18 protein-coding genes and 1 pseudogene are annotated in these 17,827 nt (G+C 65.6%); 8 read left to right on the forward strand and 11 right to left on the reverse strand.

Annotated elements, in window-relative coordinates; all coding sequences use genetic code 11:
• Nucleotides 1-284: 284 nt before the first annotated feature.
• From D3242_RS30565 to D3242_RS30590, 6 genes and pseudogenes are all read right to left on the reverse strand, one after another.
• Nucleotides 285-676: pseudogene (locus D3242_RS30565) on the reverse strand (DUF1801 domain-containing protein).
• Between the two features lie 34 nt (nucleotides 677-710).
• Entirely contained in the window at nucleotides 711-1,139 is a 429-nt protein-coding gene (locus D3242_RS30570) for a DUF1801 domain-containing protein (protein ID WP_064985931.1), read from the reverse strand.
• A 10-nt stretch (nucleotides 1,140-1,149) separates the two neighbouring features.
• Entirely contained in the window at nucleotides 1,150-1,371 is a 222-nt protein-coding gene (locus tag D3242_RS30575; protein ID WP_019859676.1) for a hypothetical protein, read from the reverse strand.
• A gap of 37 nt (nucleotides 1,372-1,408) precedes the next feature.
• Entirely contained in the window at nucleotides 1,409-1,801 is a 393-nt protein-coding gene (locus D3242_RS30580; protein ID WP_064985934.1) for a VOC family protein, read from the reverse strand.
• Nucleotides 1,802-1,879: 78 nt separating this feature from the next.
• Nucleotides 1,880-2,311 carry an SRPBCC family protein gene (locus D3242_RS30585; RefSeq protein WP_064985936.1) on the reverse strand — a complete coding sequence of 144 codons (432 nt, stop codon included), beginning with the start codon at nucleotides 2,309-2,311 and terminating at the stop codon, nucleotides 1,880-1,882.
• The gene (locus D3242_RS30590; RefSeq protein WP_010910781.1) at nucleotides 2,308-2,631 is read right to left on the reverse strand and encodes an ArsR/SmtB family transcription factor; all 324 of its coding nucleotides are present in this window, start codon (nucleotides 2,629-2,631) and stop codon (nucleotides 2,308-2,310) included. The genes D3242_RS30585 and D3242_RS30590 overlap by 4 nt, the downstream gene beginning before the upstream one ends.
• A 115-nt stretch (nucleotides 2,632-2,746) precedes the next feature.
• On the opposite strand from D3242_RS30590, the gene D3242_RS30595 reads away from it, so the two are divergent.
• Nucleotides 2,747-3,610: an NAD(P)H-binding protein gene (locus D3242_RS30595; protein WP_064985938.1), complete on the forward strand. Its 864-nt coding sequence runs from the start codon at nucleotides 2,747-2,749 to the stop codon at nucleotides 3,608-3,610.
• On the opposite strand, the gene D3242_RS30600 is transcribed toward D3242_RS30595, so the two are convergent.
• The 3 genes from D3242_RS30600 to D3242_RS30610 form a co-directional block, all read right to left on the reverse strand.
• Nucleotides 3,607-4,338 carry a gamma-glutamylcyclotransferase gene (locus D3242_RS30600; RefSeq protein WP_064985940.1) on the reverse strand — a complete coding sequence of 244 codons (732 nt, stop codon included), beginning with the start codon at nucleotides 4,336-4,338 and terminating at the stop codon, nucleotides 3,607-3,609. The genes D3242_RS30595 and D3242_RS30600 overlap by 4 nt on opposite strands.
• A 120-nt stretch (nucleotides 4,339-4,458) precedes the next feature.
• Nucleotides 4,459-4,980: an Hsp20/alpha crystallin family protein gene (locus D3242_RS30605; protein WP_064985943.1), complete on the reverse strand. Its 522-nt coding sequence runs from the start codon at nucleotides 4,978-4,980 to the stop codon at nucleotides 4,459-4,461.
• A gap of 401 nt (nucleotides 4,981-5,381) precedes the next feature.
• Complete coding sequence (locus D3242_RS30610) at nucleotides 5,382-6,290, reverse strand: LysR family transcriptional regulator (RefSeq protein WP_019859685.1); 909 nt, start codon at nucleotides 6,288-6,290, stop codon at nucleotides 5,382-5,384.
• Nucleotides 6,291-6,387: 97 nt separating this feature from the next.
• On the opposite strand from D3242_RS30610, the gene D3242_RS30615 reads away from it, so the two are divergent.
• The 3 genes from D3242_RS30615 to D3242_RS30625 all read left to right on the forward strand — a co-directional run bounded on the left by D3242_RS30615 (nucleotide 6,388) and on the right by D3242_RS30625 (nucleotide 10,815).
• Nucleotides 6,388-7,611 (forward strand): MFS transporter, encoded by a 1,224-nt coding sequence (locus D3242_RS30615; RefSeq protein WP_064985945.1) that lies wholly within the window; start codon nucleotides 6,388-6,390, stop codon nucleotides 7,609-7,611.
• 82 nt (nucleotides 7,612-7,693) lie between these two features.
• Nucleotides 7,694-8,386 carry a DUF2270 domain-containing protein gene (locus tag D3242_RS30620; protein WP_038648500.1) on the forward strand — a complete coding sequence of 231 codons (693 nt, stop codon included), beginning with the start codon at nucleotides 7,694-7,696 and terminating at the stop codon, nucleotides 8,384-8,386.
• A gap of 215 nt (nucleotides 8,387-8,601) precedes the next feature.
• The gene (locus D3242_RS30625) at nucleotides 8,602-10,815 is read left to right on the forward strand and encodes a cation:proton antiporter domain-containing protein (RefSeq protein WP_064985948.1); all 2,214 of its coding nucleotides are present in this window, start codon (nucleotides 8,602-8,604) and stop codon (nucleotides 10,813-10,815) included.
• Between the two features lie 23 nt (nucleotides 10,816-10,838).
• Here the strand turns inward: D3242_RS30625 and D3242_RS33405 are convergent, their stop codons facing one another.
• Nucleotides 10,839-11,018, reverse strand: coding sequence for a hypothetical protein (locus D3242_RS33405; protein ID WP_141700962.1), 180 nt, complete (start codon nucleotides 11,016-11,018; stop codon nucleotides 10,839-10,841).
• A gap of 363 nt (nucleotides 11,019-11,381) precedes the next feature.
• Between D3242_RS33405 and D3242_RS30630 the strand changes: the two genes are divergently transcribed.
• Nucleotides 11,382-13,646, forward strand: a complete 2,265-nt coding sequence (locus D3242_RS30630; protein ID WP_064985950.1) for a PAS domain S-box protein — start codon at nucleotides 11,382-11,384, stop codon at nucleotides 13,644-13,646.
• A 16-nt stretch (nucleotides 13,647-13,662) separates the two neighbouring features.
• Entirely contained in the window at nucleotides 13,663-14,031 is a 369-nt protein-coding gene (locus D3242_RS30635) for a response regulator (protein ID WP_019859689.1), read from the forward strand.
• Between the two features lie 68 nt (nucleotides 14,032-14,099).
• Here D3242_RS30635 and D3242_RS30640 read toward each other — a convergent pair whose 3' ends face one another.
• Nucleotides 14,100-14,513, reverse strand: coding sequence for a DOPA 4,5-dioxygenase family protein (locus D3242_RS30640; RefSeq protein ID WP_064985951.1), 414 nt, complete (start codon nucleotides 14,511-14,513; stop codon nucleotides 14,100-14,102).
• A gap of 447 nt (nucleotides 14,514-14,960) precedes the next feature.
• Between D3242_RS30640 and D3242_RS30645 the strand changes: the two genes are divergently transcribed.
• Nucleotides 14,961-16,829, forward strand: a complete 1,869-nt coding sequence (locus D3242_RS30645; protein WP_223217895.1) for a putative bifunctional diguanylate cyclase/phosphodiesterase — start codon at nucleotides 14,961-14,963, stop codon at nucleotides 16,827-16,829.
• 91 nt (nucleotides 16,830-16,920) lie between these two features.
• On the forward strand, nucleotides 16,921-17,827 hold a 907-nt coding region (locus D3242_RS30650), incomplete at its 3' end, for an ornithine cyclodeaminase family protein (protein ID WP_147377511.1).

Consider the following 17,827-nt stretch of genomic DNA (forward strand, 5'->3'; position numbering starts at 1 on the left):
AGGCGATATCAGCAGCTGCCTTCCGGCAGATCCCATGGTCGCGTGGGCGTCGAAATCGCCACAACTTCCAACGCCGGCGCTGCCCCTCACCTGCCTGCCGGCATCCTCTCCCCGTAAACGGGGCGAGGGACGCTGTTGTGGCCGATTTCGCCAATCGCCAGCGTTGCAGAAAATGCGCCGGCGTTGCGGCCAGGCCCTCTCGCCCCGTTTACGGGGAGAGATGTCTGGCAGGACAGTGAGGGGCAGCGCTAACGTCGACCGTAGGATAACTGCCAATGACGCAGTTACTTTCGAGCCTTGGAAGTATTCAGCGCCACGGCGGCCCGCACGAGCGCCTTCAACGCCTCTTCATTGACCTCCTCACCCTTCTGAAAATCGATGGCCCGCCGCGTATTGCCGTCGAGGCTGGAGTTGAACAGGCGCGCGGGATCGGGCAGCGCAGCACCCTTGGCGAAGGTCAGCTTGACGATGCTCTTGTAGGTCTCGCCGGTGCAGATCATGCCGTCATGCTCCCAGACGGGAACCCCGCGCCATTTCCAGGTCTCGATCACATCGGGATCGGCCTGATGGATGAGTGCGCGCAGCCGGGCCAGCATGTCGCCGCGCCAGTCGCCGAGTTCCTGATCCTGCCGTCGATCAGTTCGGAGGCAGTTTTGCTCTCCTGCGATCCGGTCATGCTGTTTCTCCTCAAACCATGAACAATAGCGCGCTCACATGCGCTCGCCAGGCAATTGGCTGGCCTGCTTCACCCAGGCGCTGAATTGCGCCTCGTCGAACGCGTCGTCCTCGTGGATGTCGAGGTAGCGCGTGTCCCGGCTCCGGGATTCGCCCGGCGGCACCGGATCCAGCGACAGGCCGCGAAAGAAGGCCACCTTGATGTATCTGGTGAAGCAATGGAAGCTGACGAACCAGCCTTCGCCTTCGACGCCGTAGAAAGGCGAATTCCATTTGACCGCCTTATGCACGCCGGGCACGGCGCGCTCGATGAGCGCATCGAGCCGCCCGCCCATCTCGCGCTTCCAGCCCGGCATGGCCGCGATATAGGCCCGCACGGGAGCATCGCCGTAGCCCTTGGCGATCTGCGGATTGCCGCCCGAAAGCAGCTTCGGCTCAGCCTTGGCGGCCGTCGACTTGGCCATGCGCTTCCTCCTATCCGTTGGCCCGCTGTGCGCTGCGTCCTTTCGCGACATAGGGCAGCACGAACATATAGAGGCCGCTGAACAGCATAAGGAAGAGCGGCGGCAGTGGCGAATAGACCACCCAGGCGGGCGGCTGTCCAAACGCCATGGTGACGAAATTGGCGACGACGGTCGCCGTGAAGATGATCGACAGCCAGCGATGCGCCTGCCTGATCCATTTGCTCCAGTCCAATTTTACCTCCCGTGAAAATGTGTGAAAACCGGGCGCGCTACCAGCGCGCCAGCTGCGTGATCTGGATGAGATTGCCGCAGCCATCGTTGAGCTTGGCGATGGTCGAGCCGGTCACCTCGGTCGGCGCCATGGCGAAATTGCCGCCGCGCGCCTTGATGCGCTCATGATCGCCCTTGATGTCGTCGGTGAAGAACATCACCGCCGGCTGACCCTGCTCGAACATCGCGTGCTGGTAGGCCTTGGCCGCCGGTTTGTCGTTGAGCGCCAGCTGCAGCTCTGTGCCCTCGGGCTCGTCCGGCGAGGCGACCGTCAGCCAGCGGAACGGCCCATTGCTGAAATCGGCCTTCTTGGTCAGGCCGAGCACGCCGGTGTAGAAGGCAAGCGCCTTTTCCTGGTCGTCGACATAGATGCTGGTCAGTTTGATCTTCATCGTCTTTCTCCATAGGTTTTGCTGGCGGTGGGCCGCCCGGTGAAGTCAGCTTCGGTTTTTCAAATCGGCCGGTGGATTTCAGTCCGTCCGGTCGAGAAGCTGCTCCAGCTTCTCGAAGAATCGCGGCCAACCCATCTTGGCGCCGCCATAGGCGCGCCGCTGCTCGGGCCGGAAGCCGGATTGCTCCATGCGCAGATGCGTTCCGGTTGGCGTCGGGGTGAGCGTGAAGGTCACCACGCTCCTGAGATCGAACGCCGGATCCTGGTGCGCAAGGTTCCAGGTGTAGGACAGCGTCTTGTTCGGCTCGACCGCCAGCACCTCGCAGTCGAGCACGCCGCCCCAATCGGCGCTGATGTTGAAGCGGTGGCCGACAGCGGGCTTGAAATCGTTCTTCATCAGCCACTCCTCGATCAGATGCGGTTGCGTCAGCGCGCGCCAGAGTTTTTCCGGCGGATGGGAAATCTGCCGCTCGACGACGACAGTGCGGTTTTCAGTGGCACTATCGTTCACTGGTCCATCCTTTTGAGCAAATCCTCGAGATCATCGAACCGAGCCTCCCAAAACCCGGCCATCTCGCGTGTCCAGTCCATCAGCGGCGCCAGCGCGCCAAGCTGCGCGCTGTAATGCGTCTGGCGACCCTCGTGGCGGTCGCGCACCAGCCCAGCCTGCTTGAGCACGCCCAGATGCTTCGACACGGCCGGCTGCGAGACGCCGGACTGGCTCGTCAGCGCTCCCACCGTCTGCTCGCCCTGGCGGCACAGCCGTTCGAAGATCGCCCGCCTGGTCGGGTCGGCGAGCGTCCTGAAGAGCATGTCATGGGTATCCGGCATGTCAGATCGATAACCCGTTGGCTATTGGTTGACGTATAACCGCAGGGATATATGTTCGTCAAGTGCAAGATTGGACTGGCACAAGACTGGACTGAGCAGAAGATGGAGCACCCTGATGATCCTCGTCACCGGAGCCGCCGGCCATGTCGGACGCGCGGTCGTCTCGAGGCTGGTGTCATCAGGCCACGAGGTGGCCGCGCTGGTCCGCAAGCCTGAGGCCGCGCAAGGGCGCCTGCCCCGGGAAACAGCGCTGCGCGTCGGCGACTATGAGGATGCCTCGGCGCTGAAGACAGCCTTCACCGGCATCGACGAGCTGGTCCTGATTTCAAGCGATGGCGCTGCGGAGGCGGTCATGTGCCATCACGCCAACGCCATCGCGGCCGCAGCGGCCGCCAGTGTCCGCCACATCACCTTCACCAGCATCGTCGATATCGGTGAATCCTCGCCCTTCTACTACGCGCCCGCCTACAGCGACGCGGAGCGCCGGCTGGCCAACTGCGGCGTGCCCTCGACTATCCTGCGCTGCGGCCTCTACAGCGATTTCATTCTCGACACCTGGCTTGCGCCCGTCTCGGGGGAATTGGTGCTGCCTGCCGGACAGGGGCTGGTCGCGCCGGTTTCGCGCGACGACGTGGCGGCGGCCGTCGCCGCTGTGGCGGCAAAGACCGACACATCCCGCACCCTCTACACAATCACCGGAGACCGGGCGCTGGGCTTCGACGCGATCGCTGCCTTCTATGCCGAGGCGACAGCACGGCCCCTGCGCTATCGTCCCTGCGCCCTCAGCGACTATCTGGCTTCGGCGTCGGCGCGCCTCGACACTCCCTGGCCACAGGCTTTCGCCACACTATGCGCCTCGATCGCCGAGGGCCCTTACACCTCGACCTCCAGCGATTTCACCACGCTTACGGGTAAGCCGCCGGAAAGCTTTCGGGATTTCCTGGTTCGCACGGTCCCCGGTAGACCCGCGAACGGCTAGACAGCCGCATGGTCGCGCCCAATCTCCTGCGCCACCAGTTCCTGCAACTGCCACAGATTGCGGTCGCGTATGCCGCAGGCGTCGAGGTGGCGGATCGTCTCGAACAGATATTGCGCGCCCGAGCCCCAATGGCCGACGGCCTTGGCCAAAGTCGCCGCGACCGCGGACTTGTCGAGCTTGCCGGCATAGCGCGGATTGGCGGGATCGACGACGAAGCCGAGCGCCTGGCCCACCCCGCTCTCGGTCCTGACTTGCAGCCAGCGCGGCACGTTGACGGTGGGCAGGATGGTCATCTCGCGGCGCAGCAACGCTTCGAGATTGGCGGCAACCGGCTCGGCGATTTCGAACACCATGCCCTGGCATTGGCCCCCGCGGTCGAGCGCCATCATCAGGCCGGGCTGTTCGAGCGTGCCGCGAAAGCGCTGCACCGTGAAGCAGAACGACCGGTGCCAGCCCCGCGCCACCGCGCGTTCGCCACCCCGCACCTCGCCGGCCGGCTTCCACAGCAGCGAGCCATAGGCGAACAGCTTCACTGGTCCGGGCGGCGCCGAGGCCAGGATCTCGTCGCGAAACCGCGCGTAGTCGGCGTCCGTCATGTGGACCATGCCGGGCGTCGGCCCGGCATCCGCGACCACCCGCATGGTCCGCGCCACCAGCGTTTCGGTCAGCGCCATCGGCGCCTTGCGCGGTACGGACTTGCCCGGTGCTGCGGAAATGGCCTTGCTCATTCTTGCGCTCCCAGCCTTGCCGCCATGTTGCCGAAGGCTGGGGGATTCTCAAGGGCGACCGGCGCGAAATCCGCCGGTCAATGCCGGGCGTGCGCGGCACGCGCGCCCGGCAGGTCTGTTCTAGTGCTTGGTGCTCTTGCCGCCGATGGGGACGCGCTTTGCCTTGCTCTGCGCCTTCTCGGACTTCGGCAAGCTCACGGACAGTACGCCGTTGCGGAAGTCGGCGGCGACCTTGTCCTCCGCGACTTCGAAGCCGATCGGGATGCGACGTTCGAAGCGGCCATAGAACCGCTCGGTGAACTGACGCTCCTTGTCGTCGGTCTCGGAGTGTTTTTCGCCGCGCAACGTCAGGACGCCGTCATCGAGCAACACCTCGATGTCCTTCTCCTCCATGCCGGGTATCTCGGCTGTCACGCGGATCTCCTTGTCCGTTTCGGAGATTTCCACGCTGGGCCAACCGGTGCCGGCCAAAGAGAACCTGCCCATGGACGGAAGCCGCGACTCGAAGCCGCGGAACATGTCGTCGACCAGGCGGCTCATCTCGCGATGCAGGCCCATGAACGGGTCCCGATCGCCTTCGCGAAAGAGGGTCGGAGACTGGCTGGTGTCGCGGCTCCACGGCATGAGATCACGAATGGTCATTGCACTTTCTCCTTCTTGATCCTGTTTCTGGCACGTTTGTATGCTGTGGCTGCCATGCTCCGGAGGACAACGCGCCGTCTGAAGCCGGCATCGCTCCCCGCCCCATCTGTGCTGCTTTTTTGGCTCTGCTTCTGGTCCGATCCGCTCAACCTTTGGGAACGCCCTCGCCCGGTCGCGGGTCTCCTGTAACGCTCCGGCACATGATGCCCGAGTTCGACGGTCACAAGACCGCCGCCCATGGAGCTGACGCCCGAGTCTGCACCGGCTCATCTGGCGGCGGCATGGTCGATCTGGGGTTCGTTGCGGAGGGGTCAAGACCTGGTAATGCAAAGTGATCGTCGGCGATGTCGACCGTCATTGCGACTGGTAGAAGGTGCACATCCAGTTGGTCGTCAGCCTCCCTACGACACCAGCGGCATCGGCACCTTCAGCCCGTCGATCAGCGCATCTCGAAACAGCGCGATCGGACGGGCGAGCCGTCCCGCCGGCGGGCGGTGCAGCAGCCAGGCGCGCACTTGCGGTTTGAAGTCGGGGCAGTCGATGACCTCCACCTTATCGCGCCAGCGGCTGTCGGCAAAGGCGCCGGGCGTGACGATGCCGATGCCATGGCCGCGTGCCACCAGCGACATTCTGAGGTCGACGCTGAGCGCCTCTACCCCGACCTGGAACGGCAGTCTGGCCGCCTCGAAACTCTGACGGATGAAGGCACGAAACCCGCAGCCGTTTTCGTTCATCACCCAGGCAAAGCGCGACAGGTCGGCGAGATTCGCCGGCTTCGGCACGCCGAGGCTGGGGGATGCGACCAGCAGCACCGATTGCACGCCGAGATCGTCGCAGACCAGCTCGTCCGGCGGCGCCAGGCCTTCGGCGAGGCACACCGCCACGGCGTCGAGTTCGCTGCGCGCCACCTGCTCCACCAGCCTTGGCGACCAGCCCGAGGTGATGCGCAGCGTCAGTTGCGGAAAGGCGGCGCGCAAAGTGTCGAGCGGCAGCGCAAGTGCCGCGTCGGAGAGATAGGGCATGACGCCCAGGCGGAACTCGCCCTTGACCTCGCCTTGCGGCGACACGCCCGCCCTGAGATCCTCCAGCGAGCGCAGCACGCGCCTTCCATGCTCATAGGCCTCGCGCCCGGACGCCGTCGGCTTCAGAGGCTTCGACTGGCGGTCGAGCAGCGCTGTCGCCAGCCCATCCTCGAGATTCTGGATGCGGCGCGTGACGCCCGGCTGCGTCAGGTTGAGCCTAGCCGAGGCGCCGACGATCGAGCCGGTTTCCACCACGGCGATGAAGGCTTCGAGGTCATGGATATTCATGCACATCTCGCATAATCATTATCGAATTGATTGAATTGTAGCATGATATTGCTTCGGCATAAAGTCCTCCCACAATATGCAACTTCCTGAGGACTCCATGCCTGATACCAATGATGGCCAGCTGTGCGAGCGGCTGCCCGCCGGCACCATCACCGGCCCGCAGACGCTGCTCTTCGCCGCCTCCACCGGCATCATCGTCACCAATCTGTTCGCGCCGCAGACGCTGGTCGGGCTGATCGGCCGGTCGCTCGGCGCCAGCGCCGCCAGCGTCGGCCTTGTCGCCATGGCCACGCTGCTCGGCTATGCCGCCGGCCTGTTCTTCCTGGTGCCGATGGCAGACCTTACCGAAAATCGCGCCCTGATCCTGCGCATGCTGGCCGCGGCCGCCCTTGCGGCGGGCGTCGCTGCCTTCGCGCCCACCATCGCCTCGCTGCTGATCGTCCTGTTCATCCTCGGCGCTGCCTGCTCGGCGATCCAGATCCTTGTGCCGATCGCCGCCTCGATGGCGCCGCCCGGCGAGGCCGGCCGGGTCATCGGCGATGTGATGAGCGGGCTGATGATCGGCATCCTGCTGGCGCGGCCGCTGGCCAGCCTCGTCGCCGACGCGTGGGGTTGGCGCGCCTTCTACGGCCTCAGTGCTACCGCGCTCGTCCTGCTCGCCGGCGTGCTCGCCTTCACCTTGCCGCAGCGGCGACCGGAGGCGAAATCGACCTATGGCGCGCTGATTGCCTCACTGTTCGGGCTGCTGCGCGACGAGCCGGTGCTGCGGCGGCGCGCACTGACCGCGGCGCTGGTGATGGCGGCGTTCAGCCTGTTCTGGACGGCGGTCGCCTTGCGCCTCGCACAGCCGCCCTTCGGCCTTGGCCAGCGCGGCATTGCCCTCTTCGCGCTCGTCGGCGCCGGCGGCGCCGTGGTCACGCCTTTGTTCGGCCGCGCCGGCGACCATGGCTGGACGCGATCCGCCACCATCGTCTGTCACCTCGTGCTGATCGGCGCGATGGCACTCGCCGCCTGGGCCGGCGCCTCTCAGTCCGAAGCGTCATGGCAATTGCTGGCGCTGATGGGCATCAGCGCCGTGCTGCTTGACATCGGCGTCACCGGCGACCAGACGCTCGGCCGCCGTGCCGTCAATCTGCTTCAGCCCGAGGCACGTGGCCGGCTCAACGGCCTGTTCGTCGGCATCTTCTTCATCGGCGGCGCCATCGGCTCCTTGCTGGCCGGAGTTGCCTGGACTTGGGGCGGCTGGACTTGCGTGTGCGCCATCAGCGCAGTCTTTGGCGCCGCCGCCCTGCTGGTCGACTGGATCGGCGGGCCGGAATGACCGGGCGTTCTTACAATCACGCCAGGTGACCCAGGGGAACAATGTTGCCGGCAAACTGTTTTAGTCCTTGCCGGAGGATGCCATGAACGATGCGTCGGCGACGCCCGCGGGTCCCGTCCTTTCATCGACGGAGCGCGTGAACACGCTGTCGCATTTCCATCGCGCCGAAATCGCGCGCATGGCGGGCTGGCGCGATCGGCTCGACAGGACCACGAACTGGGCGATCACCGTGGTGGCAGCGATGCTCTCGGTCTCACTGTCGACGGCCAGCGCCCATCATGGCGTCTTGTTGTTCGCCATGCTGCTGATCCTGCTGCTTTTGTGGATCGAGGCGCGCCGCTACCGCTTCTTCGACTTCTACCGCGCCCGCGTGCGCCAGTTCGAGCGCCACTATTTCGCGCAGATCTTCTCCCCGCAACCCGACTTCGCATCGGATTGGCTGCTTATCGTCGGCGAAGGCCTGCGCGCGCCGAAATTCCTGCTGTCGCAACGCGCCGCCTTGGCGCGGCGCCTGCGCCGCAATTACATCTACCTCTTCCTGATCCTGCTCTTGGCATGGGTGCTGAAAATATCGACGCCCAGCCTTCAGGTCGGGGGTGCCGGGACCGGCTTCGTCGGCTCGCTCCGCTATGCCGTCGACAGCGCCGCCCTTGGCCCCATTCCTGGCATGGTGATCGTGGTCGGCGTGGCTGCATTCTATGCCTGGCTGTTCGCCATCGTCCTTTTCGCGTCCGGCGGCGACGGCGAGCTCACCTTCGGTGATGTCCACGTCTGACCTCGATAACTTCCAAATGCGGCAACGGGCGGCTGCAACGCAAAGGCCGACCATGCGTTGTCATGGTCAGTCCGCCGCGACGCTTGAGGGAACCCATGAACCGGCAACCGGCAACGACGTCAGGCCGTCTCGCGGCCACCCTCGTGCTGGCTACCCTTGCCCTGGCACCGGCAAGCCGCGCTTTCGCCGCCCAGCCGCCCGGACATGCCTCGGGCATGGGCGGCTCGGCCGAGGGCCTGTTCGTCGCGGAGATCGTGCTTCTCCTGCTGGTCGGCCGCGGCCTCGGCGAAATCTTCCAGCGCTACGGCCAGCCGGCGATCATGGGTCAGCTGATCGGCGGCATTCTGCTCGGCCCCTCGCTGTTCGGCTGGATATGGCCCGACGCCCAGCACCTGATCTTCTCCAGCGATCCGGCGCAGAAGGGCATGATCGATGCGGTGTCCCAGCTCGGCATCCTGCTGCTGCTCCTGCTGACCGGCATGGAGACGGATCTGCGCCTGGTGCGCCGCGTCGGGGCGGCCTGTTTTTCGATCTCGATCACCGGCGTCGTCGTGCCTTTCGCCTTCGGCTTCGCGCTGGCGCATTTCCTGCCGGACTCGTTGCTGCCCGACCCGCGGCAGCGCGTCGTCGCGGGACTGTTCCTCGGCACGGCCCTGTCGATCTCCTCGGTCAAGATCGTCGCCATGGTGATGCGCGAGATGAACTTCATGCGCCGCAATCTCGGCCAGGTCATCATCTCCTCGGCCATCATCGAGGACACGATCGGCTGGCTGGTCATCGCGATCACCTTCGGCATAGCCACCCATGGCAGCCTGCAGGTCGTGCCGCTCATCACCACCGTGGTCTCGGTGGCGCTGTTCATGGTGTTCTCCTTCACCGTCGGCCGCCGGCTTGTCTTCACGCTGATCCGCTGGAGCAACGACTCTTTCCGCAGCGAATGTGCCGTCATCACGGTCATCCTCATCATCATGGGCGTGATGGCGCTGATCACCAACCTGATCGGCGTCCACACGGTGCTCGGCGCCTTCGTCGCCGGCATACTGGTCGGGGAATCGCCGATCCTGTCCGACCACATCGAGAGCCAGCTGCGCGGCGTCATCACCGCGCTGTTCATGCCGGTGTTTTTCGGCATGGCCGGCCTGTCCGCCGACCTCACTGTGCTCACCGATCCGACGCTGGCATTGCTGACTGTGGCACTGGTCGCCATCGCCAGCATCGGCAAGTTCGGCGGCGCCTTCCTCGGCGGCCGGCTGGCCGGCATGTCGCTGAAGGAAGCCACCGCCGTCGGCAGCGCCATGAACGCCCGCGGCTCGACCGAGGTCATCGTCGCCAGCATCGGCCTGTCGATGAACATCCTGTCCCACAATCTGTTCACGATGATCGTCACCATGGCCGTCATCACCACGCTCGCCATGCCGCCCATGCTGCGCTGGGCGCTCGGCCGCCTGCCGGTCGGCCATGCCGAGAAGCAGCGCGTCGAGCGCGAACTGCTCGACGAGCGCGGCTTCGTCTCCAGGCTGGAGCGCCTGCTGCTGCTGGTCGACGACAGCCCGGTCGGCAAGTTCACCGCCTATCTCGCAGGCCTGGTCGGCGGCGGCAGCGGCATGCCGACCACACTGCTTCATCTTCAGGACGGCGAGCTCGCCGGGCAGCTCGGCGACAAGGGTTCGGAGCGGGCGTCGAGGGAGGTCAAGAAAGGCGCGGCCAGGAGTGCGAGGGCCGTCAGCAAGGCCGAGGACACGCTTGTCGACAAGGTCCATCTCACCGCCCGCACCGAGCTTCAAGCCAGCGCCGAGACAATCGCCGCGGAAGCCCGCAAGGGCTACGGGCTTCTGCTGGTCGGACTGGAGAACACGCTGACCGACAAAGGCACCTTCAGCGGCGCGCTGAAGGACATCAGCAGTGGTTTCGACGGCCCGCTCTGCCTGGTGCTGAACGGCGCCAAGGCCAATGGAAAGATGCCGGCGCTGCGCGCCGGAACGACGATACTGGTCCCCGTCAACGGCACCGAAGTCGCGCGCCGCGCCGCCGATTTCGCGCTGGCGCTGGCGCGGCCGCACCGGGCCCGCGTCAAGGTGCTCTATGTCTCGCAAGCCAGGCAAGGCAGCGGGCCGGGCACGGTCTCGCACCGGCGGGAGGAAGCCGTGCTCAAGGATGTCGCCGATCTCGCGGACCGCTACGGCGTCGCCGTCGACACCGCGATCCGCACGCGAGCCACGGCGGACAGGGCGATCGCCAGGGAGGTGGCCAAAGGGGCCGCGATGGTGGTCATGGGTGTCACCCAACGGCCGGGCGAAGAGCTGTTCTTCGGCGACACGGCGACAGCCGTGCTCGCCGCGGTCGCCTGCCCGGTCGTGCTGCTGGCCAGCGAACGCGTCAAGCGGGCCGATGCCAATGCCGAGGACGCGGCAGCCGAAATCAGTGGCTGATATTTCGGCCGAGCGATCGGAACCTACAGGCCGAAGAACTGTCGCCCGATCATGTATCCCAGCGCCGCCGCGACGAGCGGAAACAGCGCTGGGGCCACCTTGCCGAAGAAGGAAACCTTCATGTCCTTGGGCGGCACATAACGTGCGTTGCCGAGATTCTTGGTCATTGCGTACCCCGCGCCAAACCAATCAGTTTCGCGCATGCCGTTATCCCAAACCGCTACGCGGTCCCGGCCGGCATGCATTAGCAAACGCTTATTGACAGCATGGCCAAATTAACGGGTTGCAAAGAAATTCGGTAGAATCGCCGACCATTGCGCGGCGAGGCCCTGTATTCCAAGGAAATTTCCGCGCGTCGGGAACCGATCGGCCCCGTCCCGGGTTTTGCAGGTCGGGGCATGCATGGTCACAATCTCATCGAACGCGAGACAGTTCGGCGGCGCGCCGGTGGCGCGAAGTCACGTGGGTGTGACGACCGATGGCGGGCAATCGTTGACGGCGATGCCCGAAATCCTAGCGACGACCCGACTGAACCCGAATAAACGCCGACCGATCCACGAGACGCCATGCCAGCGACCAGTACACACGCGATAGGAGATCGTCATCATGCCTTCCTCGCCGGCGGCGGAGAGCTCGGCCGGCTGATCGCGGCTTTCGACTGGGCTCAGACCTCGATCGGACCGATCGAGGTCTGGCCGCAGAGCCTGAAGACGGCGGCCTCGCTGATCCTGCGCTCCAGGGTGCCGATCGTCATGCTGTGGGGTGAGGATGGCGTCATGATCTACAATGACGGCTATTCGGAATTTGCCGGCGGCCGCCATCCGCAATTGCTCGGCTCGAAAGTGCGCGAAGGCTGGCCCGAAGTCGCCGACTTCAACGACAACATCATGAAGGTGTGCCTGGGCGGCGACACGCTGGCCTATCGCGAGCAAGTGCTGACGCTCAACCGCACCGGCAGGCCCGAACAGGTCTGGCTCGATCTCGACTATTCGCCGGTGCTCGACGAAAGCGGCGAACCGGCCGGCGTCGTTGCCATCGTCATCGAGACCACCGCCAAGGTTGCCGCCGACCGCTGGCGCGCCGGAGAGCGCGACCGCCAGCGCCAGATGTTCGAACAGGCGCCGGGCTTCATGGCCATGCTGTCTGGCCCGCAGCATGTCGTCGAACTGACCAATGCCGCCTATATGCAGCTCGTCGGCCACCGCGACATCATCGGCCTGCCGATCCGCCAGGCCTTGCCCGAGGTCGAAGGCCAAGGCTTCTTCGAACTGCTCGACCAGGTTTTCAACTCCGGCGAGGCATTCGTCGGCCACGCGCTGAGGGCCGAGTTGCAGCGCACGCCGGGTGCGGCGATCGAAGACCGCTTCATCGACCTCGTCTATCAGCCGGTGCGCAATCCCGCTGGCGAGGTTTTCGGCATCTTCGTGCAAGGTGTCGACGTCACCGACCGGCTGCTTGCCGAACAGGCGCTGCGCCAGAGCGAGACCCAGTTCCGCACCTTCGCCGAGGCGATGCCCAATCACGTCTGGACGGCGACGCCGGAGGGGCTGCTCGACTGGTTCAACCCGCGCGTCTACGATTATTCCGGTGCAACACCGGGCGAGCTTGACGGTCATGACTGGGCCGACATCGTGCACCCTGACGACATCGTCGCGGCCGGGGAAAAGTGGCAGCACGTGCTGGCCGCCGGCACCTTCTACGAAACCGAGTTCCGGCTGCGTCGGCATGACGGCATCTATCGCTGGTTCATTGCCCGCGCCGTCCCGATCCGCGATGCCGATGGCGCCATACTGCGCTGGATCGGCACCAACACCGATATCGACGGCCAGAAGCAGGCGGCACAGGCCCTGCTGCAGAGCGAGCGCCGCTTGCAGCTGTCGCAGAATGCCGCCGGCATCGCGGCCCTCGAACTCGACATCGCCAGCGGAACCGTGGTCGGCTCCGAGGGCTTCTGGGGTCTCTGGGGACTGTCGCCGCGCGACAGCGTGCACATCTCGGTGCTGGAAGACATCGTCATTCCGGAGGACAAGGATGTCCGCTCCAACCCGCGTACGCGAGAAGAAGGCACCGCCGTGCCCGCCGTGGAATACCGCATCCGGCGTCCCGACACGGGCGAATTGCGCTGGCTGTCGCGCCACATCGATTTCGTCCATGACGAGACCGGCAAGCCGGTCAAGATGTTCGGCGTCATGCAGGACGTCACCGACCGGCGCGAGGCGCAGGCGCGGCAGGAGCTGCTGACCCACGAGCTCGAACATCGCATCAAGAACATACTGGCGATGGTCGCGGCCATCGCCTCGCAGACGCTGCGCAACACCGATATCGCCACCGCGAGCGCGACCTTCAACGAGCGTTTGCGCGCACTGGCCAACGCCCATGACATACTGAACAAGACCCGCTGGACCAGCGCCTCGATCCGCGAAGTGGTCGACAACACCATCGCCACCTTCCCGCTCGAACAGATCTCGATTTCCGGCCCGACCCTGCCGATCAACCCGAAGATGGCGCTGACGCTGGCGCTCGCCGTCAACGAGCTGGCCACCAACGCGCTGAAATATGGCGCGCTGTCGACCCCGCAAGGCAAGGTGGTCATCGAATGGTCGCTGCAGCCATCGCACGAGAGTTCGGGCGGCATCAGGCTGATCTGGCGCTGGCGCGAAAGCGGCGGGCCGCCGGTGACGCCGCCGAGCCGGCGCGGTTTCGGCCGGTTCCTGATCGAGCGCGTCTTCGGCACCGACTTCGGCGGATCGGTCAAGATCGACTACCACCCCGACGGCGTCGAATGCGTGCTGAACGCACCGGCACCCCAATTGCCGACAGCACCGTACTGACTACATAAGGCATGCCATGACCATTCAGACGCCTGTCACCGTCCTCGTCGTCGAAGACGAAGCCTTTCTGCTGTTCGCCATCGCCGACGAGCTGCGCGAGGCGGGGTTTGGCGTGCTGGAGGCGAGCAATGCCGACCAGGCGATCCAAATACTGGAAAGCCGTCAGGACATCGCCATCCTGTTCACCGACATCGACATGCCCGGCTCCATGGACGGCCTGCGCTTGTCCGCCGCGGTGCGCGACCGCTGGCCGCCGGTCAAGATCATCATCACCTCAGGCAAGCAACAGCCGACCCGGGACGCCATGCCGAGCGGCGGCGTCTTCCTGCCCAAGCCGTACGCGCCGCAAGCCGTGGCGGCCACCATCCAGGGGCTCCTCGGTTAGGCACGGTGCCTTACTTTGTCGGCTTTTTGCGAACGCCCGATCCCGTGCGACGGATAGCTGGCCAGGCCCTACGCCGGCAGCGTCGGCTCGGTGTTCGGCTCCAGCGCCTCTTCCGCCTCATGCTCGTCCGGAAGCACCTCGCCATGCACCCCCAGCGGCCGGCCGATCCAGACCGGATCGACCAGATGGTCGCGCTTGGGGTTCTGCGTATTCGGGTGGATGAGGATGCTCAGGCCGCCATGGTTCAGCATCAGCCACGGAACCAGCGCGCCGAAAATCTCGTTGGCGAAGGAGACCTGGTACATGGCCTGCTCATGCGGGCCGACTTTCCCATCGTGCCAATTGCCCAGGCGCACGCGGAAACGCTCGCCGATGCGAAGACGCAGCCATTCGGCATGCCGCCGCTCGGCCTCTCCGCCGAAGTAGATATGGGCATGATAGCTGGCGATCTCGGCAAGTGGTCTTGGACTGTCTTGGGTCATCTCGATACCCTCCCTCGCAGCGTGGCTGCGTTCCGCCATTCAGCCCAAGAACAAGGGTTTAAGCAAGGTCCGCTGCCCGGGGTCGTTTGCGCGGCCGGGAACATGGCTCTCGATAGGCGCTCGAGCGCAGGGGCCGCGAGGTCGGCGCGCTGGAAGGCCTGATCCGCCACCAGCCGGTGCCGGAAAACGACCGCATGACCCAGCGCTACCGAGGGGGGCATTGCGAACCTCGGCCGCGGAACGGCGTCTGTCTTTATTTGCAAGGCAAGCCGTAAACCGCTGAAATCCTTAACACGATTTTCATTCCGCTGTCCTAACCACGATGCCATGGCAAGGCATTTCGAGCGCTTGTTTGCTGGCCCCCCTCCCAAGGGGCAGAGCGAAGCCGTGGCAACGGGGATCCTGCGCGATCAGTTCGCTGATCTGAGGAAAGGAATCTTCATTTCCATGCCTGTGGGCACGGTGCTGTCGGCGCTGGTCCTTCTCGTGCAGTTGCTTTCGCATGGCGGCCTTGACGCGGTGCTGTGGTTCGCGACGGTCAGCATCATCAACGGCGCGCGCCTTGTGCTTGCCGTCTCCCGGCCGAACATTTCCGACGGTGACCCTAGGCGGGTCGGCGCCTGGCTGTCCCTCTACGGCGCATTGGCCCTGCTGTCGGGAATAGCCTGGTCTTTCCTGGCCTTGCTGGCGGACGGATACACCACGGCCCAGGCGCCGCTCTATCTGATCGTGCTCTCGGGGCTGTCGGCGGGCGCGGTCACCTACTCGGCCTCATACGCGCCGGCGCCGATCAATTTCATGACAATGCCGCTTCTGGTCGCCGCCGGATGCGTGGCGGCCAAGGGCGGCATCGAGAATTATGTCCTGGCTTTCACCATCGTGCTTTTCCTCTGCGGAATGGTCAGGAGCGCGCTGATCGGGCAGGCCAGCTTCCGCGAGGCCAGCCGCCTCAAATACGAGGCGACGGAATTAGCCGCCGAGATGGACCGCAATTCCAGGCGCGACCCGCTGACGAACTTGCTCAACCGGTACGGGCTCGAGCAGGCGATCCGTGAGCTCGGGCCTTCCGACGGCCCGTTCGTGACCATGCTGATCGACCTCGACGGCTTCAAATCCGTCAACGACACCTACGGCCACAACATCGGCGACGATCTGCTGGTCAAGGTCGCGCGCAGGATCGAGGACAATGCGCCGCAAGGCGCGACGATCGCGCGCATAGGCGGCGACGAGTTCGTGCTCTTGTTCCCCGCCGCGACATCCTGGCAAGCGGCCGGCGCGCTCGCCTCAGCCCTCATCGCGGCCATCGCGCAACCGGATCCGCAGTTGAACTCCGTGCGCGTCGGCGCCTCGATCGGCATCTACATCTCGGAAAAACCGCGGCTGACGGAAATGCTGCTGCGGGCCGATTTCGCGCTCTATGCCGCCAAGCGCAAGGGCAGGAACGAATACTGTCTCTTCGATGCCGGGCTCGACCAGGCGCTGGAGCGCAAGCACTGCATCGAGCGCGACCTGCGCGGCGCCGCCGAGGCCGGCGCGCTCAGCTCATGGTTCCAGCCGCTGGTGCGCCTGGACACCAACGCCGTGGTCGGCTTCGAGGCGCTGCTGCGCTGGCAGCACCCGCTCCATGGCGCGATCGCGCCGCCCGAGATCGTCAACGCGGCGCGCGAGACCGGCCTGCTTCCGCTGCTGACGGAAACGGTGTTCCGCAATTGCTGCGCCATGATCGAGGCCCTGGTGAAGAACGGCCGCGGCGATGTGCGGGTCGCCATGAACCTGTCGCCGCGCGAGCTCGAGGCCGGCAATGTCGACGACATGATCCTGGACATGCTGAGGGCGAGGAACCTGCCCGCGGCGATGCTCGAGATCGAGATCACCGAGGAAGCGCCGGTCGACCGCGAACGGGTCGACGAAAAGATCGGCCGCCTCGCCGACGCCGGCATCTCGATCGTGCTCGATGATTTCGGCACCGGCTTTTCGACCCTGGTGGCGCTGAAGGACAGCCGCATCAGCAAGATCAAGATCGACAAGCATTTCGTGCGCGACCTGGCCAAGTCCGTCGAGGACCAGGCGCTGGTCAAGACGGTCATCGATCTCGGCCGCACACTGGGCATAGAGGTCATGGCCGAGGGGGTCGAGACGGACGCCGACCGCCTGATCCTGCGCTCGCTCGACTGCATGGTCGCGCAAGGCTTTCTCTTCTCGCCCGCCCTCCCCGCGCCCGAGGCGCTTGCCTACGAAGCGGCCCATTCCAGCCAGACGCTGGCGGCGGAAGCCCTGTTCGACCCCGCCACGAGGCGCCTGAGCGGCGCGGCCTGACCTTGCGTGCCGCGACACCGCTCGCGGCGCGAGGCTTTCGGCCCCGAGCGCATCGTGTAGTCTGACGGTTTCCCTGGGGAAACATGACACGATGAACACTGCCGAAACCCTGCCCTATCTGTCATCGGCGGTTCTCGATCGCCTGGCGATCTCCACGCCTGAAATCGTCGACGAGATCGAACGCCAGATCGTCGGCCAGCGGCAGGGCGAAGTCTGGTGTGCGCCGAAGGCGGCCGTGTGGCCGGGCGACGACCGCTACTTCATGGCCACGCTGGGCGTCGCCACCGTGCCATCCGTGCTGGCCACCAAGTCGCTGGTGGTGAACCCGCGCAACGCCGCGCGCGGACTGGCCACGATCAACTCGCTGATCACGCTGCTCGACGCCGAGACGGGCCTGCCGCTGGCCCTGGTCGACGGTAATTGGGTGACGGCCAAGCGCACGGCGGGCCTCAGCGCCGTCGCCGCCAGACGCATGGCGCGCGCCGATGCGTCGTCCGTCGCCTTCATCGGCTGCGGCGTGCAAGCGCGCGGCCACCTCGAAGCCTTCGCGGACCTCTTTCTCCTGCGCGAAATCCGCGCCTTCGGCCGCGGCAAAAGCAATCGCGACGCACTGTGCGAATTGGCGCGGTCGCGCGGCCTGCAGGCAATCCCCTGCGACACGGCAAGGGCCGCGGTGGAGGGCGCCGACATGGTGGTCTCGACGGTGACGCTGGTGCCCGAACCCGAACCGTTCCTCGACGCGAACTGGCTGAAGCCGGGAAGCTTCACCGCCATCACCGACCTGGTCCTGCCCTGGCTGCCCGAAACCATGCGCCACCTCGACCGCATCGTCGTCGACGATCTGGAGCAGGAGAAAAAGATGCCCAAACCCATGGTCGACCCCGCGCTGGTCACCGGCGACCTGACCGGCCTGGTCTGCGGCGATTTTGCGGGGCGGCAGGGCCCAAGCGAGGCCACGGCGTTCGTGTTCCGGGGGATGGCCGTGGGGGATCTGGCGG

Origin of the sequence: Mesorhizobium jarvisii (genome assembly GCF_003601985.1) — a bacterium.
GTDB lineage: Bacteria > Pseudomonadota > Alphaproteobacteria > Rhizobiales > Rhizobiaceae > Mesorhizobium > Mesorhizobium jarvisii.

Bases quoted from the DNA above. Each gene is read 5' to 3' on its own strand.
- D3242_RS30570 (WP_064985931.1), bottom strand. From the start codon at position 1,139: ATGGCCAAGTCGACGGCCGCCAAGGCTGAGCCGAAGCTGCTTTCGGGC.
- D3242_RS30580 (WP_064985934.1), bottom strand. From the start codon at position 1,801: ATGAAGATCAAACTGACCAGCATCTATGTCGACGACCAGGAAAAGGCG.
- D3242_RS30590 (WP_010910781.1), bottom strand. From the start codon at position 2,631: ATGCCGGATACCCATGACATGCTCTTCAGGACGCTCGCCGACCCGACC.
- D3242_RS30595 (WP_064985938.1), top strand. From the start codon at position 2,747: ATGATCCTCGTCACCGGAGCCGCCGGCCATGTCGGACGCGCGGTCGTC.
- D3242_RS30600 (WP_064985940.1), bottom strand. From the start codon at position 4,338: ATGAGCAAGGCCATTTCCGCAGCACCGGGCAAGTCCGTACCGCGCAAG.
- D3242_RS30605 (WP_064985943.1), bottom strand. From the start codon at position 4,980: ATGACCATTCGTGATCTCATGCCGTGGAGCCGCGACACCAGCCAGTCT.
- D3242_RS30610 (WP_019859685.1), bottom strand. From the start codon at position 6,290: ATGAATATCCATGACCTCGAAGCCTTCATCGCCGTGGTGGAAACCGGC.
- D3242_RS30615 (WP_064985945.1), top strand. From the start codon at position 6,388: ATGCCTGATACCAATGATGGCCAGCTGTGCGAGCGGCTGCCCGCCGGC.
- D3242_RS30620 (WP_038648500.1), top strand. From the start codon at position 7,694: ATGAACGATGCGTCGGCGACGCCCGCGGGTCCCGTCCTTTCATCGACG.
- D3242_RS30625 (WP_064985948.1), top strand. From the start codon at position 8,602: ATGGGCGGCTCGGCCGAGGGCCTGTTCGTCGCGGAGATCGTGCTTCTC.
- D3242_RS33405 (WP_141700962.1), bottom strand. From the start codon at position 11,018: ATGCGCGAAACTGATTGGTTTGGCGCGGGGTACGCAATGACCAAGAAT.
- D3242_RS30630 (WP_064985950.1), top strand. From the start codon at position 11,382: ATGCCAGCGACCAGTACACACGCGATAGGAGATCGTCATCATGCCTTC.
- D3242_RS30635 (WP_019859689.1), top strand. From the start codon at position 13,663: ATGACCATTCAGACGCCTGTCACCGTCCTCGTCGTCGAAGACGAAGCC.
- D3242_RS30640 (WP_064985951.1), bottom strand. From the start codon at position 14,513: ATGACCCAAGACAGTCCAAGACCACTTGCCGAGATCGCCAGCTATCAT.
- D3242_RS30645 (WP_223217895.1), top strand. From the start codon at position 14,961: ATGCCTGTGGGCACGGTGCTGTCGGCGCTGGTCCTTCTCGTGCAGTTG.